Here is a 23666-nt window from a genome sequence, read left to right as displayed (position 1 = left end):
GACAAACCGTGTTTTGATTATATGTTACCAGTTACGTTACTGGTAACGGAATGTGCGAAGCAAGGCAAGGTGATGATGTCAGACCCCGCGGAACGATCCGGAAAAACAGACGTGGACACGCTCATTCATGGCGCGATGGCCCCGGGCTTTCTCGGCCTGCTCCTCGGGCAGATTGTCGATCGTCTTGTGGAAGAGGGCGGTCCGGCCGCTGAACGGGCCGGTATCCAGGCACCCTTGCGGGCTTTCTCCTTCATTTCCCTCCTGGCGCGCGCCGACCTGACCGTGACCGAGATCGCACCGCGGCTCGGGGTCACGCATGCCGGCGTCATCAAGACCGAAAAACTGCTGGAGAAGCTAGGCTATGTCGAACGCGGCCAGGATCCGGACGATGCCCGGCGCAAACCGCTGCGTTTGACGGCGGCCGGCCGGGAAGAGGCTGACCGGATCGCCGCCTATATGGAGCGGGCCAGTGCCGTGTACCGGGACTTGTTTGACGAGATCGGTGTTGATCTGTTTGCCGCAGCCCGGGCCTTTGAAGCCCGGCTGGATGAGCGCGGGTTCGACGCGCGGATGGGCTAGACCAGCGTCTTGAACATGACGTGGACATCGACCGGGCCATGCACCGGATGCAGGAAGGCGCCCGGCAGGGTGCCGGCAATCTCATAGCCCAGCTTTTGCCAGAGCCGGACGGCCCCGGTATTGGTCGAGACCACGAAATTGAACTGCATCGCGGTGAAGCCCCGCCGCCGGGCTTCGGCCTGGGAGTGCTCGCACAGGGCTTGCGCCACGCCCTGGCCCCGGGCCGAGGTCGCGGTGACATAGCCGCAATTGGCGACATGATCGCCACCACCCATCTGGTTGGCCTTCATCAGATAGGTGCCGACGGCCTGGCCCTTGTGCTCCGCGAGGAAACACCAGCGACCTTCACCCATCCAGAATTCGAGCGCTGCCTCACGCGTCATGTCACGCGGCAGGGCATAGGTCTCCCCCTGCCGGATCACGGGTTCGAGCAGGGTCCAGACCGTGTCGGCATCCGCGGATGTGGCCTGGCGGATGGAGAGCGTCATGTCCGCCTAGATCCGCGTCGCCGCGAAAGGCGTGGCGTCAATCGCCGGCGTCTCATCACTGATCAGCGAGGCCAGGACATCACCGGAGCCCATGGCCTGGGTCCAGCCAAGATGGCCATGACCCGTCACCAGCCAGAGCCCCCTGGCCCGGGTCTCGCCGATGAAGGGCCGCCCGTCCGCCGACATGGGCCGGAAGCCGCACCAGGCTTTTTGGTCGCCCGCCAGCAGGGGTTCGGCGATTTGCGGATAGAGCGAGCGCAGCAGATTGCGCAGATTGTCGACCCGGTCTTCGCGCAGGGTGCGATCCTCGCCGGTGAATTCCGCCGTGCCGGCAATGCGTAACCGATCGCCCATGGGAGTGGCGATGGTGTGCAGGGCCTCGTCCACGACAGGCAGGCCGGGACGTTCATTCAGCCCGGACATGTCCAAGGTCAGGGAATAGCCCTTCACCGGACGCACGGGCAGGTGCAGCCCGTGCGGTGCCAGGAGTTTCCAGCTTGCATGCCCGGTCGCCAGGACAATCGCCTCGACTTCGATCTCTTCCGTCTCCGTGCGCACGCCGACGATCCGTCCGGCCCGGTCTACCAGTTCCTGGACGCGTGTCTGCCATTCAAAGCGGACACCGGCCGCCTCGGCGGCCTCGGCCAGGGCCCTTGTGAAGGCGCGGGCATCGCCCGACTCGTCCAGCGGGTGAAAGACCGAGCCCTTGATCTGGTCGCGCACGGCCTCCAGCAGGGGTTCGCGGGCCAGGGTTTCCTCGACATCCAGGATTTCAGACGTCAGGCCCATGTCGGCCAGGGTCTTGTTGATCCCGTCCCGCACGGCAGGGGGCGGGGCGTCGCGGCAGATTTTCAGCGTGCCGCGCCTGAGACTGTCAAAGGACAGGTCCTCGGAATCCCGCACGGCCTGGGTGAGTTTCAGCGAGTGGTGCGAAAGCGCGAAATTGGCCCGGCAGGCCGCCTCGAAGCGGGGGCGGCGGGAATTCCACAGGAATCGCAGGCCCCACGGCGTCAGTCCGGGCAGGGCCTTCAGGCGCAGCTTCATGGGGGAGTGCGGGTCGGCCAGCGAGGACAGGAGCTGCCAGTGCACACCCGGCGCATTCCAGGGTTCCGGCTCGGACGGGGTCAGCGCGCCGGCATTGGCGAAACTGGTCTCCTCGGCCGGTCCGTCATGTGCGTCGAAAACCGTCACACGGTGGCCGCGCTGGCGCAGGGCCCAGGCGGATGCAATGCCGGCCAGGCCGGCGCCGATAATGAGGATATCCTTTGCGGGCAAGGCGGCCTCCGGCGGAACGAGATACACGGGTCAGTTTGAACTTCGTGACAATGCAGATAAAAGCAAGGGGTTAGTGCGCTTCACCCGACCTGGATGTCATGGATTCCCTCGTAGCTCAGCTCAAGGCGCTTGCCGAACCGACCCGCTTGCGCATTACCGCCTTGCTGTCGCGGGGCGAGCTGACGGTCTCCGAACTGGTCCAGATCCTGGGGCAGAGCCAGCCGCGTGTCTCGCGCCATCTTAAACTCCTGACCGAGGCGGGCCTCGCCGAGCGCCTGCCGGAAGGCGCCTATGTCTTCTACCGGCTGAGCGAGGCCGGGGGTGGGCGTCGTCTGGCGCAGATGGCCAATGATCTCCTGCCCGAGGAAGATCCGGTGATGACGCGGGATTTCTCGCGTCTGGAAGCCATCAAACAGACGCGTGCGGACGCGGCCCAGGCCTATTTCGAAAGCGTCGCCGAGGACTGGGACCGCATCCGGTCCTTTCACCTGGCCGATCATGAGGTCGAAGCGGCCATGCGCAAACTGGCCGGTGACGGCCCGTTCGGCCTGATGATCGATGTCGGGGTCGGGACGGGGCGTGTGCTGGAGGTTTTCTCCGACCGGGTTGATCGCGGCATCGGCGTCGATATCAACCACTCCATGCTCAACATGGCGCGCCTGAACCTGGAAAAGGCGGGCCTGCGCCATTGCTCCGTGCGCCATGCCGATGTCGGGGCCCTGCCGTTCGATACCTCGTCGGCGGATCTGGTGACCGTGCACCAGGTGCTCCACTATCTGGAGGATCCCGGTCTGGCGGTGGATGAGTGCGCCCGTGTGCTCAAACCCGGTGGCAATCTCCTGATCGTGGACTTCGCCCCGCACCAGCTGGAAACCCTGCGCGAGGATCACTACCACCGACGCCTCGGCTTCTCCGACGAGGAGATGCGCAGCTGGATTGAGGCGGCCGGCCTCAAGCTGGGCCAGCAGGTCGCCCTGCACCCGGAAGAGCCCGGTGGCCAGCTGACCATGAAAATCTGGGTCGCCGCCAAGCCTGCATAATTTCGCGCTTTGCGATCAGATTATTCGCACTAATCTGGCCCCGGGGTGTTTCATGGGGGCAAGTATGAAAGCCGTGTTGAATGTTGTGAGTGTCGCTGCGCTGGGGGCGCTGGGCGCGGGCATCTATGTCTTGCAGGGACAGGCAGACGGAAGTCCGTCGGCGGATGGGGTCCCGGAACCGGTGATCGAGGAAAGCGCCGATGTCGCGCTCGAGGATCCGGTGGCGGACAATCCGGCCGAGCCGGAGACCGCTGCGGATACGGTGGCACCACGCTATACGGTCGACGGCACGCTGCCGGGCTATTTCGTGGCAAATGAGGACGTGCGTTTCGGGGATTACGTCCTCACCTCCATCATGGTGGAGCCGGACTGGAACGGATTTGAGGAACGCGTCCTCCTGTCGATCGAGGATACCAGTGAGGTGGCCGGGTCCAACGAGTATGGCGACTATTACCAGGCCTATCCGCTGCGGGTGGATGACTGGTCGGTGACGCCGGAGGGGGTGTCCATCACGGCGCATCATGCCGAGCTGGGCGAATTCAGCCTGTCTGCGGTCTATGATCCGGCCGGTTATGCCGCCTGGACGTCCGGCGAGTCCGCGGTCGGAGAGCTCCTGATCGCCGACATCACGCTGGATGGCGTTACCCGGGACGGGGTCAGTCTGGCCTTCTGGGTCGGCGACTGACACACGGCCTCCGGACCGGTTTGCGGGTACAGCCAGCGGGATAAGTCTTGATTTTCCCGCTTGCTTTTGCGGAAATCCCGGTGAATGTGCGCGCCACAGACAGGCCGGGTATCCCGTGACGACACGCCGTAGCAAAATTGCCAAATCGGCCCGCCAGCCCGCGGGAGCGCCGTCCATCATTGTGGGCTGGCGCGAATGGGTCGGTCTGCCCGATCTCGGGGATTTTCGGGTCAAGGCCAAGATCGACACAGGGGCGCGGACCTCGGCCATCCATGCCTGGAAGATCAAGCCCTTCGAGAAGGAGGGCGCGCCCTGGGTCCGGTTCGAACTGCACCCGAACCAGGATGACAACACGACCCGGATTCCCTGCGAAATGCCGGTCCTGGAGAGTCGCGAGATCCGCAGTTCCAATGGTCAGGTCCAGACCCGCTATGTGGTCTCGACCCGCCTCGCGGTCGGGCCGCACGCCTGGCCGATCGAACTGACCCTGACACGCCGGGACGAGATGGGGTTCCGGATGCTGATCGGGCGGACAGCCTTGCGACCGGCCGCTCTTGTGGACCCGACGCGATCCTTTCTTTGCTCGGCACCCCTTTAGTTAACCCCCCATCATTGCTATCCAACAGCTCACACTAGCCGCACAGGCGGAGACCCATATGCAATTCATCATGCTGGCCCGTAACGCCAATCTCTACTCGCACAAGCGATTGGTGGAGGCAGCAGAGGCGCGCGGTCACGAGATCGATATTTACGATACGCTCAAGCTTTACATGGACATCACGTCCCACAAGCCGGAGCTGCGCTATCAGGGCCGGGCCGTACCGAAAGTGGATGCGGTCATTCCGCGGATTGGTGCGTCGATCACCAGCTATGGCATGGCCGTCGTGCGCCAGTTCGAGATGATGGGCGTGTGGGCGGCCAATGAAAGCGTCGCCATCGGCCGTTCGCGCGACAAGCTGCGCTCCCTGCAACTCCTGTCCCGCGCCGGGATCGGCCTGCCGGTGACGGCCTTCGCGCACGACACCTCGATGACGGATGACGTGCTCGACATTGTCGGCGGCGAGCCGGTGGTGATCAAATTGCTGGAAGGCACACAGGGCGTCGGCGTGGTGCTGGCGGAAACCCGCCGCTCGGCCAAGTCCGTGATCGAGGCTTTCCGCGGCGCGAAAGTCGATATCCTGGTCCAGGAATTCATCAAGGAAGCCGGCGGCGCCGACATCCGCACCATCGTGGTCGGCGGCAAGGTCGTGGCGGCCATGAAGCGCCAGGGTGCCCAAGGCGATTTCCGCTCCAACCTCCACCGTGGCGGGTCGGCCAGCAAGATCAAGCTGACGCCGGAAGAGCGCTCCACGGCGGTGCGTGCGGCCAAGGTGATGGGGCTGAATGTCGCCGGTGTCGACATGCTGCGCTCCAATCACGGCCCGGTCATCATGGAAGTGAATTCCTCGCCGGGCCTGGAAGGCATCGAGAATGCCACCGGTGTGGACGTCGCTGCACAGATAATCGATTTCATCGAGAAGAATGCCGTGCCCGGCAAGACGAAGACGCGCGGAAAGGGATGAGCCGCCGGGAGCCCTTCGAGATTGCCGGCCGCAAAATCGCGGCCGGGACGCGGGCCACTGTCGAGATTCCGGTCTCGGTGCTTTCCGATCACACGCCCATGTCCCTGTCGGCTCATGTCATCCATGGCCGGCGGCCGGGACCGACCGTCTTTGTGTCTGCCGCCATCCATGGTGACGAGATCATCGGCGTGGAGATCATCCGCCGCCTGATCCGGACACCGCAATTGCGCTCGATTGCCGGCACGCTGATCTGCATTCCGGTCGTCAACACATACGGCTTCATTTCCCATTCGCGCTATCTGCCGGACCGCCGCGATCTCAACCGCTCTTTCCCGGGGGCGGCCAGCGGCTCTCTGGCGGCGCGCCTGGCGAACATTTTCATGACGGAAATCGTGGAACGCTGCGACGCCGGGATCGACCTGCACTCGGCTGCCCAGAACCGCACCAATCTGCCCCAGATCCGGGTCGATACCGGTGTGCCCCAGGCGCTGGACCTGGCCCGCGAATTCGCCAGCCCGGTCATCGTTCATTCAACCCTGCGGGACGGGTCCCTGCGGGCTGCGGCCCAGTCGCGGGATATTCCCGTGCTGGTCTATGAGAGCGGTGAAGCGCTGCGCTTTGACGAAATGGCGCTGCGCATGGGCGTGAAGGGGATTTTGCGCGTCCTGCGCAAGCTCAACCTGGTCCGGGCGGACAAGGGGTTGAAATCCAAACTTGTCTCGGAGATGAGCAAGAAGAGCACCTGGCTGCGCGCGCCGATGGGCGGGGTGCTGCGCATGTACCGCTCGGTCGGTCAGCATGTCGAAGCCGGCGAGCTGATCGGCGTGCTCAGCGATCCGCTGGGCGAGGCCGATGTCGAAATCCCGTCACCGGTCGCCGGCCTGATCATCGGCCGGACCATGCTGCCCATCGTCAATGAGGGGGATGCCGTCTGCCATGTCGCGGAGATCATCCATCGTCACAATGACGAACCGCTGGCCCAGTTCGACGACATGCTGGGCAGTGATTCCTTCTTCGATGAAGACGAAATCATCTAGCGGCAGGGCCGACCCCGCCCCTTGATCCAAAGGGCAGGGCCGAAACCTCAGTCAGCCGGTGGGAATGATCACGCGGTCGACCACGTGAATGATTCCGTTCGATGTTTCGATATCGGCCTGGATCACCTCGGCATTGCCGACGAGGACGCCATCGGTGGCATCGATCAGCACATCCGTGCCTTCCACCGTCGTGACGGTCTGGATGGACCCGGCCAGCTGGTCGGAGGACACCGCACCCGGCACCACGTGATAGGTCAGAAGATCGACCAGTTCATGCCGGTTGGCGGGCTCCAGCAGGCGTTCCACTTCACCATCGGGAAGATTGGCGAAGGCCGAGTCGACGGGCGCGAACACAGTGAACGGGCCATCGCCCTTCAGCGTGTCCACCAGGCCGGCGGCCTGAACCGCAGCGACGAGCGTGTTGAACTGGCCGGCTGCGACCGCGGTGTCGACAATATCGGCCTGGGCCATGGCGTGACCGCCACCATGATGGTCGGCCTTGGTCTGCGCCGGTGCCGGATGGTCGCCGGCCAGGGCCGGGGCGGAAATCAGGGCGGCAGACAGGGCCGCCAGGGAAATGAGACGCATCGGGTACTCCCTTGTGCTTCATGGAGTGCCGGCGGCGGCCGCCGCCGGACATCAATCGGTGGTCTCATGCATGGACATAAGGGGTTACGGGTCACAGCCCGGCGTGGATCAAACCTGTCCGATGATTAATGTGGCACCAGGGAAACCGGCCGGGCTCAGCCGCCGAACCCGCCACCGCCGGGCGTCTCGATTTCCACACTGTCACCGGCCTCGACATCGATGCGGAACAGGCCGGGCAATTCCTCGACTTGGTCACTGCGCCAGACGCGTTGCTGGCCGGGCAGGGCATCGCCGCCGCCATTCAGGCCGAACGGGTTCTCATTCCGGCGCGATGACAAGAGGGCGACCTCCATCGGTTCCAGGAATTGCAGCCGTCGCACCGACCCGTCACCGCCGCGCCAGCGCCCCGTGCCGCCGGAGCCGGCCCGGATACGGTGGTGCAGGACCCGCACCGGATAGCGACGCTCCAGGACTTCCGGATCGGTCATGCGCGAATTGGTCATGTGGGTGTGGATGGCGCTCTCACCGGAGAAACCGTCCCCGTCTGCATCAATGCCGGCACCGGCGCCGCCACAGATCGTCTCGTAATACTGGTGGCGGTCATTGCCGAAGGTGAGATTGTTCATCGTGCCCTGGCAGGCGGCCAGGCGTCCGGTGGCACCGAACAGGGCATCCACGACCAGCTGGCTGGTCTCCACATTGCCGGCCACGACGGCGGCGGGCGGGCGCGGATTGAGCAGGCAGCCCTCCGGAATGATCAGCTTGATCGGTTTCAGGCAGCCTTCATTGAGCGGGATGGCATCGCCCACCAGGCAGCGGAAGACGTAGAGCACGGCGGCACGCGCCACCGAGGCGGGGGCGTTGAAATTGCTGTCGCGCTGGGGCGAGGTGCCTGTGAAGTCGATCACGGCCGACCGGTCCTCGCGATTGACGGAGATCGCCACACTGATCTGAGCTCCGTCATCCAGGCGGACCGTGTGATGGCCATCATTCAGCGCCTCGATGACGCGGCGGACGGCGCGCTCGGCATTGTCCTGGACGTGGCCCATATAGGCTTTCACCACATCCAGCCCGTTATCGCTGACCAGGCGGTGCAGCTCCTGGGCCCCGCGGGCGCAGGCGGCCAGCTGGGCCTTCATGTCGGCAATATTCTGGTCCGGCTTGCGGGCCGGGTGGGCGGAGGAGGCCAGCACCTCGCGCACGGTCTCTTCATCGAACGTGCCGCCGCTCATCACTTTCACATTGCGGAACTGCACGCCTTCCTCGTCGATCGTGCGCGAGAAGGGCGGCATGGAGCCCGGTGCGATGCCGCCGACATCGGCATGGTGTCCGCGGGCCGCGACATAGAAGAGCCGCTCGCCCGTATCGGGATCATGAACGGGGGTGACCAAGGTGATGTCCGGCAGGTGCGTGCCACCATCATAGGGCGCGTTGACGGCGACGGCGTCGCCCGGGCCCAGATCCGGATGCGCGTCGGCGGCGGCGCGAACGGAGGCCGACATGGAGCCCAGATGGACCGGCATGTGGGGGGCATTGGCGACCAGCCCGCCCTGCGCGTCAAAGACCGCGCAGGAGAAGTCGAGCCGTTCCTTGATGTTCACCGAATGGGCCGTCCGCTCCAGGGCGACGCCCATCTGTTCGGCCACGCTCATGAAGCGCTTGTTGAAGAGCTCCAGCCGGACCGGGTCGAGTTCGGTGTCCTGGCTGTCATCGCGGCGCGCGCCCGTGCGCTCCAGGCTCATCGTTCCGTCCGGCAGGCGCACAGCCTCCCAGCCGGCGTCCACGACGATGGTGGTATTGGGGTCCATGATCAGGGCCGGGCCGGCGATGCGGGCTTCCGGTCCAAACCCGTCCAGCCGGTAGACCGGGATGTCCTGCCAGTCGCCCTGGTCGAACAGGCTGACCTGTCCGGCCGGGTCAGGGGCGGGCTGGCCGGCATCCGGCATTTCGATGGTCCAGTCGCTGGAACCCGGCGGCTCGGCCTCGGCTTCCACGCTGACGGATTCGATCACGAGTTCGCCGGCCGGGATGAAGCCGAACAGCCGCTGATGCGCCTCGGCGAAGTCCTTTTCCATGGTCGCGCGATCCGCCTCGGCGACCGGAATCGACGTATCCGACCCGGCGACCTTGAGGCGCCACTCCCCGTGCACCCGGATCGTGTCCTGCGGCAAGCCCTGGGCGGTGAGGCCGGCTTGCGCTTCCGCACCCAGTTCCTGCGTCAGGGATCGGGCCCGGCTTTCCGCCGCGTCCAACGTCTCCTCGACCGCGCCCAGCCGGGTTTCGCGGATTTCGGCGAGACCGATCCCGAGCGCGGACAACAGACCGCCATAGGGGTGGATCAGGACCGTGCTCATTCCGAGGGCATCGGCGACACGGCAGGCATGTTGCGCGCCGGCACCGCCAAAGGCCGCCAGCGCATAGCGCGACGGGTTCACACCCTGGCCGATGGAAATCTGCTTGATCGCCTGGGCCATGCTCTCCACAGCGACGGCGAGGAAGCCTTCGGCGGCCTCTTCCGGTCCTGACAGGCCCATTTGCCCGGCCAGTTCACCCAGGGCGCGGCGTGAGGCCTCAACGTCCAGCGGTTGGTCGGAGCTTTCGCCAAAGACGTGGGGGAACCAGTCCGGCTGGATCCGGCCGAGCACGATATTGGCGTCCGTCACGGCGGCGGGACCGCCGCGGCCATAACCGGCCGGACCGGGCATGGCGCCGGCACTGTCCGGGCCGACCCGGGCGCGTTCGCCGTCAAAGGTCAGAATGGAGCCGCCACCCGCTGCAACCGTATGCACGGCCATCATCGGCGCGCGCAGCCGGTGGCCGGCGACGAGAGTTTCCTGCACCCGGTCATAGGCGTCGCCGTCAAAGCGCGACACATCGGTCGAGGTGCCGCCCATGTCGAATCCGATGACGCGGTCATGCCCGGCCCGCTTGGCCGTCTTGGCCATGCCGACCACGCCGCCGGCCGGTCCGGACAGGACCGCATCGCGGGCGTGGAAACTGTTGGCCGGTGCCAGGCCGCCGGAAGACTGCATGAAAAAGAGCGGCGTGCCGTCGAGCCCGCGATCAACGCGGCCGACATAGTCACGCAGGACCGGGGTGAGATAGGCGTCCAGCACGCTGGTGGAAGCGCGCGGGCCGATCTTCACCAGGGGCGAGGCGATCGAGGAGCGGATAATGGTGGAGAAGCCCGCCTCCTTGGCCAATTCTTCCAGCCGGACTTCGTGAACGTCATTGGCATAGGCATGCATCAGGGCAATGGCGAGCGTGTCGAACCCGTCGGCCCGGGCCTGGTCGAGGATCTGGCGGGCCGCCTCGATATTGAGGCCTTCGACGATCATACCGTCGGCATCGAGACGTTCCTCGATCTCGACCACACGGTCATAAAGCGGATCGGGCCGTTTCAGGTCGAGCGCGAAAATGTCCGGTCGGGTCTGGTCCCCGATGACAAGCAGGTCGCCGAAGCCCTTGGTGACCAGGAAGAGCGTCTTCGTGCCCTTGCGTTCCAGCAGGGCATTGGTGGCCACGGTGGTGCCCATCTTCACCGCCCGCACCGGCGCGCCCTGTGACAGGCGGCGCACGCCTTCACTGGCCGCGTCGGGATAGTCGGGGCTTTCCGAGAGGAGTTTGAGCGCCTGCAGACGGCCATCGGGTGTGCGGCCGATGACGTCCGTGAACGTGCCGCCCCGGTCGATCCAGAATTCCCATTCGCCCTGCACGTGCTCGCTCATTGTCATTCTGCCCATGGCTGCGATTGGCAAGGAAGGTAGCCATGGCGTGACATGGTTCAACAGGCTTAAGCTGGCAAAGATCGCAGTTTTTGCTGCTTTGCCTCTCGCGCCGGACGGGCGCGATGCCTAAATGACGCCCCGGAGGGCGGAGAAATGAGTTTCTGGCGACGGTTGGCAGATCGGCTTAAGGGCCGCGACTGCTTCCTCGAATGTGACGGGTGCGATGAACGCGCAGCCCAGCACGATGTCGAGGATGCCGATTTCGCCATGGCGCTGATCGGGCTTGGCGCCAAGATGGCCAAGGCCGACGGCATCGTCTCCCGCTCGGAAATCCGCGCTTTCTACGAAGTCTTCAAACCGCCACCCGAAGGGCGGGAGCCGCTCGACCGGGCCTTCCAGCTGGCCACCCAGACCACGTTGGGCTTTGACGGTTATGCTCGCCGGCTGGCGCGGCGTTTCCGCTGCTATCCGGCCATTCTGGAAGATGTGTTGGACGGGCTCTTCCATGTCGCCAAGGCCGATGGTGCGGTGACGCCGGACGAGATGCGCTATCTGGAAGAGGTGGCGGACATTTTCGGGTTCAGCGAGACCGAGTTCCGCCGCATTTGCGCCGCTCATGTCGAGCCCGAAGCGGACGATCCCTACGTCATTCTGGGCATCCAGGCGGACATTTCCGACACGGATTTGCGCACCGCCTATCGCCGGATTGCCTCCCAGAATCACCCGGATCGCCTCATTGCCCGCGGGGCGCCCCTGGAAATCCAGCGTCTGGCTGATGAAAAAATGGCTGCTATCAACACGGCTTACGGGGCGATCCTGCAGGAGCGCGGGCTCGCTGCGCGCATTGCCAGCTAGCGCGGATGCGCGGGCAGGGGGGAACGCGGCGCCTGCCATTCCCCCTCCAAACCGGGCCGATGAATTCTTAATTCCGTATCCGGAAACAGGCGCGATCAGAGACGCTTAGCCGCTTCAGGCCCGCGAGGGCCCCTGTGTCGCACCTGCTGTGAATTGACCTTTGCCTCAGTCATGCCAACATGGTGTGGCATGCCAAGGGGGCAAAACGGAGAGACATCATGACCGAGACGCGTCATAGCCGGACTTCGTTCTTCTCGACCCGCTTCACCGGAAGCCGGGCCGGACGGATTGTCCGCGACCTGCTGGCGGCCCTGATCGCCGTCGCTTTCCTGGCCCTTGTCGTCTTCCTGGCCGCCATGCTCACCGCGGCCTTCCTGGTCCTCGCCGGGATCGGGCTTCTGGCCGGCTGTGCCTACTGGCTCTGGCGCAAGCTGCGCGGTGGTCCGCGCGGCGGCAAGTCCGATGGCGAAGACGATATCCTGGTGGCTACACGCGGCCCTGATGGTTGGACGGTCGAAGGCCTCGGCCGCTAGTTCCTTCCCGCAATTGTGACTTTTCACCTGAAACGGCCCGGCTAGTCTGGGCCGTCTTCATTTCCACTGCCGGTCTCGGCCCGGGAGACATGTGTGCGCCGCTTCATTCCGCTTTTTGTCCTGATCGTCATGCCGCTCATGCTGGTCGGCTGTGTTTCGATGGCCCTGCCCAAAGTCTCCGCCCGCACACCGCAGGCGGCCGCCCTGCCGGCGCTCGACGGGACCAGCCGTGTCGACTGGGAGGCCGGCCGGGCGGCGCTGCTGCAGCAATTCCAGGATGAGGTCTACGGTGCCTGGCCGGAACGGGACGATGTCCGTCTCGTCGAGCATGAAGTGATCGCGACGGACGCCTATGACGGGGCGGGCCGGATCGAGCAGTACACGCTGGAAATGGGCGGGCTCGACACTCATCTGGCCGTCATCCTCCCCAATCATGTCGCCGGACCGGTGCCCTCCATCATCCTGCAGACCTTCTGCGGCAATGTTCCGGCCCTGGGCTGGCGCGAGGGGATTGAAGGCCCGACCACACCCCACGCCCAGAGCTGCGAAGAGGGCGGATTTGCCAGTTTCACCGTGCGCCAGATTTTTGGCCGCCACATCATGACCCCGCCGGTCGAGGACATTCTCGACCACGGCTATGCGCTGGTTTTCCACTATCCCGGTGACATCGTGCCCGACGCCAACGGACCGGCCCAGACAGCGCTGGCGGAGCTGTCGCCTGACGCGCAAAGCGGGGGTGTGATTGCCTGGGCCTGGGCCTATTCTCGGGTTGTGGATGTACTGGAAGCTGATCCGCGGTTCGACCGCGACCGGATGGCGGTCTGGGGTCATTCCCGCAATGGCAAGTCAGCCCTGGTCGCGGCCGCTTTCGATGATCGTATCGATCTGGTCATCGCCCACCAGGCCGGAACCGGCGGCACCACGCTGACCCGGTCCGATGACGGCGAGAGCGTGGCCCAGATCACCGACAGCTATCCCTACTGGTTCAGCCCGGACTATGCCGCCTATGCGGGCCGGGAAGCGGACATCCCGGTCGACCAGCACCAGCTGATCGCCCTGATGGCGCCGCGCCCGCTGCTGATTGGCGGCGCCTGGCGGGATCAATGGTCCGACCCGGGCGGCAGTTTCCGCGCCGCCCAGGGTGCCACGCCGATCTACCGGCTCTATGGCTCGCAAGGCCTGGAGCAGGAGGCGCTGGGGGCGTTTCAGCCGGACGCGGACCTGGCCGTCTTCATGCGCCGCGGGCTGCATGGGGTGAATGCGGTCGATTGGCAGAACTTCCTCGCCTTCCTCGATGCGCATTTCTCCCCGGACCCGTCCGCCGCAATCGCGGATTAGCGCTTGCCCGTCCGGGCGCAGCGGTCCATGACGGTTTTATGCGTTTACGGGATTTCCTCGCCCTGATGGCCGTCTGCGTCGTGTGGGGCATCAATTTCATCGTGGCGAAATTCTCCGTGACCGGTGCCCCGGGTTGGGTGCCCGGTTTCGAAGGCGTGCCGCCAATCTTCTTCGCCTTCATGCGCTTTGCCCTGCTCTATGCGGTGCTCGCCCCCTGGATCCGGCCCATCCCGGCCAAGCTGGGCACGATGATTGCGATCGGCCTCACCATGGGGGCGGCGCAATACGTGCTGATGTTCATGGGGCTGCGCTGGGCGACGCCGTCCGGCATGGCGATTGCGGTGCAGACCGGTGTGCCCTTTGCCACCATTCTCTCGGTCATCTTCCTCAAGGAGAAGGTCGGCCTGCCCCGTGTGATGGGCATCATCGTTTCCTTCATCGGCGTGGCCCTGGTGATCGCCAATCCGGCTGAGCTGGACCTGTCCATCGGCCTTTTGATCGGGATCGGGGCGGCCTTTGCTGCGGCCGTCGGCATGATCCTGGTCAAGCAGATGCCGCTGGACTCAATCCGCATGCAGGCCTGGATCGGCCTGATCTCGGCACCGCCCCTTCTGGCCCTGAGCCTGACCTTCGAGACCGGGCAGATGCAGGCCCTGGTCGATGGCGGCTGGCTGATCTTCCTGGCGGTCGCCTTCACGGTCCTGCTGGTGAATGTCTTCGGGCATGGCGTCTTCTACAATCTGCTGCAGCGCTATGACGCGACCTTGATTGCGCCACTGACCCTGATGGCACCCTTCATCGGCGTGATTGCCGGCCTGACCGTCACGGGCGATCCGTTCGGCTGGCGCCTGATCGCCGGCGGTGCGCTGACCCTGATCGGGGTCGGTATCATTGCCCTGCGTCCGAACCGCAAACTGCCGACAGCCGCGCTGGCGCGTGAGAAGACGCTGTGAGCCTGAAGCCGATTTCCGCCCCCTCGCCGAACTTCAACAAGCGGCGCGGTCCGATCCGTCATGTCGTCCTGCACTATACCGGCATGAAGACAGGCGAGGCGGCACTGGACCGTTTGCGCGACAAGGACGCCAGTGTCTCTTCCCACTATCTCGTGGAGGAAGACGGGCGCCTCTTCCAGCTGGTTGATGAACACCATCGGGCCTGGCATGCCGGTCGCGGTTATTGGCGCGGGGAGGGGGATCTCAATTCCGCTTCCATCGGGATCGAGATCGTCAATCCGGGCCATGAATTCGGTTTCCCCGACTATCCCGACGCGCAAATCGAGACCGTCATCGCGCTCGTGCGCGATATCCTGGCGCGTTATGACTTGCCGCCGGAAGCCGTCATCGGGCATTCCGACCTGGCGCCGGGCCGCAAGATCGATCCGGGCGAGAAATTCCCCTGGGACCGTCTGGCCCGTGAAGGCTGTGCCGCCTCACTGCCGGACGAAAAGGCCGAGGGCGAACCCGCAGCCCTGCTCAAACAGATCGGGTATTCGCTGGAGCCGGGTCTCAAGCCCGTGGTGGAGGCCTTCCAGCGCCGTTGGCGGCCCTCCCGGGTTGACGGGGCGCTCGACGCCGAGACGCGCGCCCTGATCGAGCGCGTGGCCGGTCTCGGCTGATCGTGGCGCGTAGGGCGCTTGACCGCGCCGGGACATGCAGGCATTGGCTCTCTCGATCAGGTGGCCGGACGGCCGCGGTGGCAAGGCTGGAAACGGCGCCATCGAGGAAAGTCCGGGCTCCACGGAGACAAGGTGCCGGGTAACTCCCGGCGGGGGTGACCCCAGGGAAAGCGCAGCAGAGAGCAGACCGCCGGGGCTTCGGCTCCGGTAAGGGTGAAAGGGTGCGGTAAGAGCGCACCGCCCCGACCGCAAGGAAGGGGGCACGGCAAGCCCCACCTGGAGCAAGACCGAATAGGGATGAACGGGTTCGCCCACATGCGTCTCCGCATGTCATCCGGGTAGGTCGCACCAGGCCGTCCGCAAGGCCGGCCGCAGATGAATGGTCGTCGCCCCGGTTCGCCGGGGAACAGAACCCGGCTTACAGGCCACCTGATCCTTTCTTTCCATTTTCGCATTAATCGGCATCTGGCGCCGCGAGCGGCCGTCGCGCGGTCTCGCGAAGCGACCGGTTTTGCCGAAACGGAAAAAAATCCACGGAAACCGTCAAATCCCACCCGATCCCATGAAGTGCACGGTCTGGGCCTGTGGATATTAACTTAATGTTCTCTTCTCGTTCCGTTTTTCGTGTTGCGTGAATACTTCATGACCCGCGTTAATCCATGAAAAACGAACCTTTCGTCATTGTTTCCCATGAAATCCCATGTTATCCCATCGTTAACCATGCAGGGTGGGCTGCGTGGATTTTTCTGGGGACGGGCAGTTGTTTCTTTCGACGACCATCAATGGAATTGACGCCAAGGGACGGGTTTCCGTCCCGGCGGGATTCCGTGCGGTCGTGAAGAATGATCCCGAAGAGAAAATCTACGTCTGGCCTTCTTTCGAGGGCGGTTATCTGGAGGGCGGCGGTCAGGCGCTGCTGGACCGCTATCTGGCTCTGCTCGAGGAAATGGACCCGTATGATGATGCGCGGGCCGCGTTCGAGCAGACCATTTTCGGGGACACGCGCGGCCTGGCTTTTGACGGAACCGGCCGGGTCACCCTGCCCAAGGATTTGATTGAGCTCGCCGGCCTGGACGGCAAGGCGGCCTTCGTCGGTCTCGGCTCTCGCTTCGAGATCTGGAACCCGGATCGCCTGGCCGAGCGCAAGGCCAGCGCCCGCAGCTTTGCCCGCGACAACAAGAAATCCCTGAAGCTTCCCCCGCGCCCGGGAGGTGGAGCATGAGCCCCCAGCCGCACATTCCGGTGATGCTGGATGAGGTCCTGCATGCGCTCGAGCCCCGTGACGGGGCTCTCTACATTGATGGCACTTTCGGGGCGGGCGGCTATTCGCGGGCCATCCTGTCGGCGGCCGATTGCCGCCTGATCGGGATTGACCGGGACCCGAGCGTGCGCCCGGCGGCTGACAGCCTGACCCAGGCCTCCGGTGGCCGTTTCGTCTTCGTCGAGGCGCCCTTCTCCGCAATGGAGGAGGTGATCCTCTCCAGTGGCGGACGCACCGTGGACGGCATCGTTCTAGATATCGGCGTGTCCTCCATGCAGATCGACCAGGCCGAACGTGGATTCTCCTTCCAGAAGGCCGGTCCGCTGGACATGCGCATGGCGGCGACCGGTGCGACGGCGGCCGATGCGGTGAACCTGCTCAGCGAGCAGGAGCTAGCAGATATATTTTATGTCTATGGTGAGGAGCGCCGTTCCCGCCGGGTCGCGAGCTTCATCGTGAAGGCGCGCGCCGAGGCCAAAATCGAGACGACGGATCGTCTGGCTGACATCGTCACCCGCGCAACTGGCGGAAAACATTCAAAAATCCACCCGGCCACGCGCGTCTTCCAGGCGTTGCGCATTTTCGTCAATGACGAGCTGGGTGAATTGGCCCGCGCGCTGGAGGCCGCCGAGCGGCTGCTCTCGCCGCTGGGGCGGCTTGTCGTGGTTACCTTCCATTCACTGGAGGACCGCATGGTTAAGACCTTCCTGCGAGCCCGGGCCGGGCTGGCGGGAGGGGGTGGCTCGCGCCATGCGCCCGTGGAACAGGCCGGACCGGAAGCGTCCTTCCGTCTGCTTCACCGCAAGGCTGTTGAAGCGAGCGCCGAAGAGGCTGCGGTCAATCCGCGGGCCCGTTCGGCCAAGCTGCGAGCCGCTGTGAGAACCGAGGCGCCCGCCATCGAGGATGGTGCGGAGCTGTATCGGAGTGTTGTTCCGCTTGCCCGCCTGGAGGCCGCGCTATGATCCGCACGCTCAATGCGATCGCGTTCGTCGTCGCAGCGGCTCTGGCGGTGGCGCTCTATATCGCCAAGGCCGAGGCAAAGAGCTCGCAGGAACGCCTCGAGGATATTCAGGCCCAGCTGGCCGAGGAACGTCGTCAGATCAATGTGCTCAATGTCGAGATCGCGCACCTGGAAGACCCGGAACGCCTGCGCCACCTGGCGCGGCGCTATCTGGGATTCGAGCCGCTGGATCCGGAGCGTGAAGTGGACCTGAACGATCTTCCCCTTCTGGCCGATGCCGATCTGAACACACAGGGTTCCGCCCTGCGCCAGGACGGGCTTCTGGTGCGCGAAGAGCGTGTGGAGGGTCAGGCTTCGGCCGAACCGCGCCGCACGGGAGGTCCTGACTGATGCGTCTGTGGCCGTTCCGAAAACAGGTATCGGCCAAGTCTCGCAGCGTGGCCCTGCCGCCGCTCGCTGAAGCGGCGCCTGCCGACATGTCGCGTCTGCTCCGTATCGAGAGCGATGAAACCAAGGCGCTCGACGCGGCCCGCTCGCGCCTGCGTGTGATGGGGCTCAGCCTTGCGGTTGGTTTCGCCCTCCTGGGAGCCCGCGCTATCGATATCGCTGTGCTCGGCTCGGCCGATGCCGCGCCGTCCCAGCGCCAGGCGCAGCAGGCGATCGTGCGCGGTGATCTGTTCGACCGGACGGGTCAGGTGCTGGCGACCACGCTGGAAACGCATTCCCTCTATGCCGACCCGTCCCTGGTCTGGGATGCCCGCGAAACCGCCGAGGCGCTCGCTGGCGTCCTGCCGGATATTGATGTGGACAGCCTGACCGAGGATCTGGGCGGTCGCGGCCGCTTTGTCTGGGTGCGCCGCAATCTCACCCCGCGTCAGCGCCAGGCCGTGTTCTCGCTTGGCTTGCCCGGTCTGGGCTTCCGCATGGAGCCGCGCCGGGTCTATCCGCGCGGCCGTCTCGCCTCACACATTGTGGGATACACGGACCGTGACCTTCAGGGACTGGCCGGTGCCGAGCGCGCCTTTGACGGGTCCCTGCTGGCCGGCGATGGGCGCCCCGTGGCCCTGTCGATCGACATGACGGTCCAGTTCCATGTCGCTGAAGTCCTGGCCGCCTCCGTGGCCGAGTTCCAGGCCGAAGCGGCGACCGGCATCGTGATGGATGTGCGGACCGGCGAGATTGTCTCCATGGTGTCGCTGCCGGACTTCGATCCCAACCGCCCCTCGGACGCCACGCCGGGCGGGCGTCTCAACCGCGCGGCCCAGTCGGTCTATGAAATGGGTTCCACCTTCAAGGCCTTCACGGTCGCGATGGCCCTGGAAAACGGCACGGCGACGCTGGAAAGCGGCTATGACGCGACCGGTCCGCTGCAAATCGGCGGCTATCAGATCAATGACTACCACGCCGAGAACCGCCGCCTGTCTCTGACGGAAGTCTTCACCCATTCCTCCAATATCGGGTCCAGCCTGATTGCGCTGGATGCCGGAGCGGAAGCCCAGCGGGGCTTCCTGGGTGATTTGCGTCTTCTGGAGCGCGCGCCCATCGAGCTTGCGGAAAGCGCCGACCCGCTCCTGCCGCGCAATTGGGGGCCGACCGAAACCGCGACGATCTCCTATGGTCATGGCATTGCGGTCAGCCCGATCGCCACGATTGCGGCTTTCGCGGCAATCGCCAATGACGGGGTTTATGTCCGTCCCACCCTGCTGCCGGTGGCGGCCGACGAGACGATTGTCGGCGAGCGGGTGATGTCCTCGGAATCGGCGCAGACCGTGCTCGACCTGATGCGCGAGAATGTGCTGGACGGGTCGGGCGGCTATGCTGATGCGCCGGGCTTCCAGGTCGCGGGCAAGACTGGAACCGCGGAAAAGCCGACCCGCGGCGGGTATGACAGTTCGCGCCTTATTTCCTCCTTCTCCGCAGTCTTCCCTTACGACGATCCGCAATATGCGATCCTGGTGTTGCTGGACGAACCGCACGGCACTGAATCGACCTATGGCTACGCCACCGGTGGATGGACGGCGGCTCCGGCCGTGGGCGAGATCGTGTCCCGTATTGCCCCCATTCTCGGTGTGCAACGCGCAGAAGATGAAACCGGGGAACGTGCCGCGCTCGTGCGCGCCGCCCTGATGCCGGAGATGATCCCGTGAAACTGTCCGAGCTGATGCCCGATGACGAGTTCGACGCAGAAGACGGCGCCATCGAGATTGCCGGTCTGACGCTGGACAGCCGGGCGGTGAAGCCGGGTTTCCTGTTCGCGGCCCTGCCGGGCGTGAAACAGCATGGCAGTGCCTTCATCCCGCAGGCGCTGGAACAGGGTGCAGCCGTCATTCTCACCGATATCCCGGTCGAAGGCCTGCCGGTCCCGGTCCTGGTGTCCGAAGCACCCGCGGCCGAGCTGGCCGAGCTGGCTGCGCGCTTTTATCCGCGCCAGCCGGACCATATCGTCGCGATCACCGGCACCAATGGCAAAAGCTCCAGCGTGGAATTCCTGCGCCAGATCTGGGCCGCCGCCGGCTTTGATGCCGCTTGCCTCGGCACGCTTGGCGTGACCCGTGGCGACAGCCTGGAAAGCCTGGGCTACACGACGCCGGATGCCGTGGCGCTGCACCGCGCCCTGGACCAGCTGGCGGCCGATGGCGTCACCCATCTGGCGATGGAGGCCTCCAGCCACGGGCTCAAGCAGCACCGCATGGACGGCGCCCGCCTCAGCGTCGGTGCCTTCACCAATCTGACCCAGGATCATCTGGACTATCACCCGGATTTCGCTGACTATTTTGCCTCCAAAGAGCTCTTGTTCACCGAGCGTCTGCCCGAGGGTGGCCGCGCCGTGATCAATGTCGACAGCGAGTGGGGTCGCAAGATGGCCGACACGGCCCGCGCCCGTGGTCTGGAAACGCTCACGGTCGGCTGGCGCGGTGAAGACATGGTGATCCGCGAGATCACCCCGCGTCCGGCCAGCCAGGATGTCGCTTTCACCTGGCAGGGCACGGACGTGCACCTGGACATCCCGCTGGTCGGTGAATTCCAGATCCTCAACGCGCTCGGCGCGGCCGCCATTGCACTCGCCGAGGGTGTGGACATGGAAACCGTCTGCCGGACGCTGGAACGCCTAGGGGGTGTGCCGGGCCGTCTCGACAAGGTCGGCGAGACCGAAGAAGGCGCGCCGGTCCTGGTCGATTACGCCCACACGCCGGACGGTCTGGACAAGCTGCTGCGCTCGGCGCGGCCGCATACGGAAGGCGAGATCCTCGTCATTTTCGGCTGTGGCGGTGATCGCGACCCGTCCAAGCGCGCCAAGATGGGGGCCATCGCCCACTCTCTGGCGGACCGGGTGATCGTCACCGATGACAATCCGCGCTCGGAAGACCCGGCGGCGATCCGTGCGGCCGTGCTGAAAGGCTGTCCCGGCGCCATTGAAATTCCCGACCGCGCCGAAGCCATTCGCCGCGGCGTGGCCGCGCTGAAAGCGGGCGATTGCCTGCTGATTGCCGGCAAGGGGCACGAAACCGGCCAGACCATCGGCGACAGGGTTCTGCCCTTTGATGACCGTGAAGAGGCGCGCAAGGCGCTGCAAGACCGGGAGGCCGCCCATGTCTGATCCGCTCTGGACCTCCGGCCAGGCGCTCGCTGCCACGGGCGGCATGCTGATCGGCGATACGGGCTGGACCTGTTCCGGGATTTCCATCGATACGCGCACTCTGGAAAAGGGCGATCTATTCGTCGCCCTCAAGGATGTGCGCGACGGGCACGACTTTGCGGCGATGGCCATGGAGAAGGGTGCCGCCGCCTGCCTGGTCTCGCGCGGCGATCTGGGGCTGGAGCCGGCTCTGCAGGTGCCTGATGTGCTCGACGCGCTGCGGGCGCTGGGCACGGCCTCACGCGACCGGTGCGATGCCATCCGGGTCGCCGTGACAGGCAGTGTCGGCAAGACCTCCGTGAAAGAGGCTCTGGCCGCCGTGTTCCGCGCCGCCGGTCCCGCCCACTGGAGCGTGAAATCCTACAATAATCACTGGGGTGTACCGCTCACCTTGGCGCGCATGCCGCGCTCGACCGAGCGGGCCGTGTTTGAAATGGGCATGAACCATGCCGGCGAGATCCGGGACCTTTCCAGCCTGGTCCGTCCGCATGTCGCCCTGATCACGCGTATCGCGCCGGCCCATCTGGAACATCTCGGCACGATGGAAGCCATCGCGGATGCCAAGTCGGAGATTTTTGAAGGGCTGGAGAATGACGGCGTCGCGATTTACCCGGCTGATGATGATCATGCCGAGCGCCTGGCGCGCCATGCCAAACGCTCCTGCGCGGCCTTCATGCTGGATTTCGGCCGTTCCAAGGATGCGGCGATCCGGATCGAGGATTTCGAGACCGGCCTGACCGGCTCCACCGGCCTGGTGAATGTGCTGGGCATCCGCACCCGGTTCCACATCCGCGCCTCCGGCGACCACTGGGCCTGGAATGTCGCGGCGATTTTCGCCGCTGCGGCCGCATCAGGACTCGACGCGCACGCCGTGGCCGATGCGCTGGCCAGTGTCGATGCCGAAGCCGGCCGAGGACGGGCGCTGGAGATCACGCTGCCGGGCGGCGGCAGCTTCACGCTTCTGGACGATGCCTACAATGCCAACCCGGTCTCCATGGCCGCCGCCATCTCTGCCTTGGGCGCGGCCCAGCCGGCCGGGCAGGGGCGCCGGATTGCGGTTCTGGGCGACATGTTCGAGCTGGGCCCTGACGAGGCCCGGCTCCATGCCGACCTGGCCGAGCCGCTGGATGCGGCTGCGGTCGATGCTGTGTTTGCCTGCGGAGAACGCATGCACCACTTGCACGACGCCTTGCCCTCCAACCGGCGCGCAGGCTATGCGCGGGATGCGGGCGAAGCGCTGGAGATGATCATATCGGCGGTCCGGCCGGGCGATGTGGTTCTGCTCAAAGGATCCAATGCCTCCGGCCTCCACAGGATTGCCGCACGTCTGGCTGATGGTTCCGCGTTCGGACTGACGGAGGCCTGACCGGCACATGCTTTATCTTCTCCTCGCCCCGCTTGCTGAAGACCTGCAGCTGGCCAATCTCTTCCGCTACATCACTTTCCGCACCGGCATGGCCCTGTTCACGGCCATGGTCATCGCCTTCGCCTTCGGCAAGCCGATGATCGCCTGGCTGCGCAAGAAGCAGGGCAAGGGACAGCCGATCCGCACGGAAGGCATTGAGCGCCACGTGGTCGAGAAGGCCGGGACGCCGACCATGGGCGGTTTCCTGATCCTGATCGGGGTGATGGTCGGCACGCTGCTCTGGGCGGACCTGTCCAATGCCTATGTCTGGATCGTGATCTTCGTGACGGCAGGGTTCGGCCTGATCGGTTTCGTCGACGACTACATGAAGGTCACCAAGCAATCGACGGCGGGTTTCGGTGGCAAGTTCAAACTGGCCGGTGAATTCATCATCGCCCTGATTGCCGTCTTCTGGGCCTCCTACACGGCGCGCAGCCTGGGCAGCGAGCCGGGCATGGAAACCTCCATCGCCTTCCCCTTCTTCAAGGACTTCGTCCTCAATCTGGGACCGCTCTTCTTCGTCTTCGGCTGTATCGTCGTGGTCGGCGCCGGCAATGCGGTGAACATGACGGACGGTCTGGACGGCCTGGCCATCGTGCCGGTGATGATCGCCGCAGCGACCTTCGGCGCCATCGCCTATGTCGTGGGCCGGGTCGACTTCGCCGAGTATCTCCAGGTCCATTACACGGCGGGGACGGGTGAACTCCTGGTCTTCTGTGGCGCCTTGCTGGGCGCCGGGCTGGGCTTTCTCTGGTGGAATGCACCGCCGGCCATGATCTTCATGGGCGATACCGGTTCCCTGTCCCTCGGCGGCGCGCTGGGCACCATCGCCGTGGCCGTGAAGCACGAGATCGTGCTGGCCATTGTCGGCGGTCTCTTCGTGCTGGAAATGGTGTCCGTCATGGTCCAGGTCGCCAGTTTCAAACTCACCGGAAAGCGCGTCTTCAAGATGGCGCCGATCCACCACCATTTCGAAAAGCAGGGCTGGGCCGAGCCGACGATCGTGATCCGCTTCTGGATCATTGCCGTCATCCTCGCCCTGATTGGACTTGCCACGCTGAAGCTGAGATAAACGCCTC

22 protein-coding genes and 1 other RNA gene are annotated in these 23666 nt (G+C 65.1%); 19 read left to right on the top strand and 4 right to left on the bottom strand.

Going from position 1 to position 23666, the window contains the following annotated elements; genetic code table 11:
* The first annotated feature begins 111 nt into the window (after positions 1–111).
* Positions 112–579 carry a MarR family winged helix-turn-helix transcriptional regulator gene (locus FCS99_RS08090; protein WP_171036289.1) on the top strand — a complete coding sequence of 156 codons (468 nt, stop codon included), beginning with the start codon at positions 112–114 and terminating at the stop codon, positions 577–579.
* Here FCS99_RS08090 and FCS99_RS08085 read toward each other — a convergent pair.
* Positions 576–1067 (bottom strand): GNAT family N-acetyltransferase, encoded by a 492-nt coding sequence (locus FCS99_RS08085; protein WP_138511571.1) that lies wholly within the window; start codon positions 1065–1067, stop codon positions 576–578. The genes FCS99_RS08090 and FCS99_RS08085 overlap by 4 nt on opposite strands.
* 6 nt (positions 1068–1073) lie before the next feature.
* The gene (locus FCS99_RS08080) at positions 1074–2342 is read right to left on the bottom strand and encodes an FAD-dependent oxidoreductase (protein WP_171036288.1); all 1269 of its coding nucleotides are present in this window, start codon (positions 2340–2342) and stop codon (positions 1074–1076) included.
* Between the two features lie 98 nt (positions 2343–2440).
* On the opposite strand from FCS99_RS08080, the gene FCS99_RS08075 reads away from it, so the two are divergent.
* The 5 genes from FCS99_RS08075 (at position 2441) to FCS99_RS08055 (ending at position 6666) form a co-directional block, all read left to right on the top strand.
* Positions 2441–3382 carry an ArsR/SmtB family transcription factor gene (locus tag FCS99_RS08075; protein ID WP_138511569.1) on the top strand — a complete coding sequence of 314 codons (942 nt, stop codon included), beginning with the start codon at positions 2441–2443 and terminating at the stop codon, positions 3380–3382.
* Positions 3383–3446: 64 nt separating this feature from the next.
* Positions 3447–4067 carry a hypothetical protein gene (locus FCS99_RS08070; RefSeq protein WP_138511568.1) on the top strand — a complete coding sequence of 207 codons (621 nt, stop codon included), beginning with the start codon at positions 3447–3449 and terminating at the stop codon, positions 4065–4067.
* 115 nt (positions 4068–4182) lie between these two features.
* Positions 4183–4665, top strand: a complete 483-nt coding sequence (locus tag FCS99_RS08065) for an ATP-dependent zinc protease family protein (RefSeq protein ID WP_233352705.1) — start codon at positions 4183–4185, stop codon at positions 4663–4665.
* A gap of 58 nt (positions 4666–4723) precedes the next feature.
* Entirely contained in the window at positions 4724–5629 is a 906-nt protein-coding gene (rimK, locus tag FCS99_RS08060) for a 30S ribosomal protein S6--L-glutamate ligase (RefSeq protein WP_138511566.1), read from the top strand.
* Complete coding sequence (locus tag FCS99_RS08055; RefSeq protein WP_138511565.1) at positions 5626–6666, top strand: succinylglutamate desuccinylase/aspartoacylase family protein; 1041 nt, start codon at positions 5626–5628, stop codon at positions 6664–6666. Before rimK ends, FCS99_RS08055 begins: the two co-directional genes overlap by 4 nt.
* Positions 6667–6717: 51 nt before the next feature.
* Here FCS99_RS08055 and FCS99_RS08050 read toward each other — a convergent pair whose 3' ends face one another.
* Both FCS99_RS08050 and FCS99_RS08045 read right to left on the bottom strand, forming a co-directional pair.
* Entirely contained in the window at positions 6718–7254 is a 537-nt protein-coding gene (locus FCS99_RS08050) for a fasciclin domain-containing protein (protein ID WP_138511564.1), read from the bottom strand.
* Positions 7255–7409: 155 nt separating this feature from the next.
* Positions 7410–10988 (bottom strand): hydantoinase B/oxoprolinase family protein, encoded by a 3579-nt coding sequence (locus FCS99_RS08045; protein ID WP_407658278.1) that lies wholly within the window; start codon positions 10986–10988, stop codon positions 7410–7412.
* A gap of 147 nt (positions 10989–11135) precedes the next feature.
* Between FCS99_RS08045 and FCS99_RS08040 the strand changes: the two genes are divergently transcribed.
* From FCS99_RS08040 to mraY, 13 genes are all read left to right on the top strand, one after another.
* Entirely contained in the window at positions 11136–11837 is a 702-nt protein-coding gene (locus tag FCS99_RS08040; RefSeq protein ID WP_138511562.1) for a molecular chaperone DjiA, read from the top strand.
* Positions 11838–12055: 218 nt separating this feature from the next.
* The gene (locus FCS99_RS08035) at positions 12056–12370 is read left to right on the top strand and encodes a hypothetical protein (protein WP_138511561.1); all 315 of its coding nucleotides are present in this window, start codon (positions 12056–12058) and stop codon (positions 12368–12370) included.
* A 93-nt stretch (positions 12371–12463) separates the two neighbouring features.
* Positions 12464–13708: a glucuronyl esterase domain-containing protein gene (locus tag FCS99_RS08030; protein WP_138511560.1), complete on the top strand. Its 1245-nt coding sequence runs from the start codon at positions 12464–12466 to the stop codon at positions 13706–13708.
* A 38-nt stretch (positions 13709–13746) separates the two neighbouring features.
* On the top strand, positions 13747–14661 hold the full coding sequence (locus FCS99_RS08025; protein WP_138511559.1) for a DMT family transporter: 915 nt from the start codon (positions 13747–13749) through the stop codon (positions 14659–14661).
* Positions 14658–15323 carry an N-acetylmuramoyl-L-alanine amidase gene (locus FCS99_RS08020; protein ID WP_138511558.1) on the top strand — a complete coding sequence of 222 codons (666 nt, stop codon included), beginning with the start codon at positions 14658–14660 and terminating at the stop codon, positions 15321–15323. Before FCS99_RS08025 ends, FCS99_RS08020 begins: the two co-directional genes overlap by 4 nt.
* A gap of 56 nt (positions 15324–15379) precedes the next feature.
* Positions 15380–15760, top strand: an RNA gene (gene rnpB / locus FCS99_RS08015) — RNase P RNA component class A.
* Positions 15761–16083: 323 nt separating this feature from the next.
* Positions 16084–16545, top strand: a complete 462-nt coding sequence (locus FCS99_RS08010; protein ID WP_138511557.1) for a division/cell wall cluster transcriptional repressor MraZ — start codon at positions 16084–16086, stop codon at positions 16543–16545.
* Positions 16542–17546, top strand: a complete 1005-nt coding sequence (gene rsmH / locus FCS99_RS08005) for a 16S rRNA (cytosine(1402)-N(4))-methyltransferase RsmH (protein WP_138511556.1) — start codon at positions 16542–16544, stop codon at positions 17544–17546. Before FCS99_RS08010 ends, rsmH begins: the two co-directional genes overlap by 4 nt.
* Positions 17543–17935, top strand: a complete 393-nt coding sequence (ftsL, locus tag FCS99_RS08000) for a cell division protein FtsL (RefSeq protein WP_138511555.1) — start codon at positions 17543–17545, stop codon at positions 17933–17935. Before rsmH ends, ftsL begins: the two co-directional genes overlap by 4 nt.
* Positions 17935–19692, top strand: coding sequence for a peptidoglycan D,D-transpeptidase FtsI family protein (locus FCS99_RS07995; protein ID WP_138511554.1), 1758 nt, complete (start codon positions 17935–17937; stop codon positions 19690–19692). The genes ftsL and FCS99_RS07995 overlap by 1 nt, the downstream gene beginning before the upstream one ends.
* The gene (locus tag FCS99_RS07990; RefSeq protein WP_138511553.1) at positions 19689–21143 is read left to right on the top strand and encodes a UDP-N-acetylmuramoyl-L-alanyl-D-glutamate--2,6-diaminopimelate ligase; all 1455 of its coding nucleotides are present in this window, start codon (positions 19689–19691) and stop codon (positions 21141–21143) included. Before FCS99_RS07995 ends, FCS99_RS07990 begins: the two co-directional genes overlap by 4 nt.
* Positions 21136–22548, top strand: a complete 1413-nt coding sequence (locus tag FCS99_RS07985; RefSeq protein WP_138511552.1) for a UDP-N-acetylmuramoyl-tripeptide--D-alanyl-D-alanine ligase — start codon at positions 21136–21138, stop codon at positions 22546–22548. Before FCS99_RS07990 ends, FCS99_RS07985 begins: the two co-directional genes overlap by 8 nt.
* A 7-nt stretch (positions 22549–22555) precedes the next feature.
* Positions 22556–23659: a phospho-N-acetylmuramoyl-pentapeptide-transferase gene (mraY, locus tag FCS99_RS07980; protein ID WP_138511551.1), complete on the top strand. Its 1104-nt coding sequence runs from the start codon at positions 22556–22558 to the stop codon at positions 23657–23659.
* Positions 23660–23666 lie beyond the last annotated feature (7 nt).

The sequence above is a fragment of the Maricaulis alexandrii genome, from assembly GCF_005871165.1.
GTDB classification, from domain to species: Bacteria; Pseudomonadota; Alphaproteobacteria; order Caulobacterales; family Maricaulaceae; genus Maricaulis; species Maricaulis alexandrii.
The sequence above is the reverse complement of the archived record's forward strand: the minus strand, read 5'-3'. Positions and strand labels throughout refer to the sequence as shown.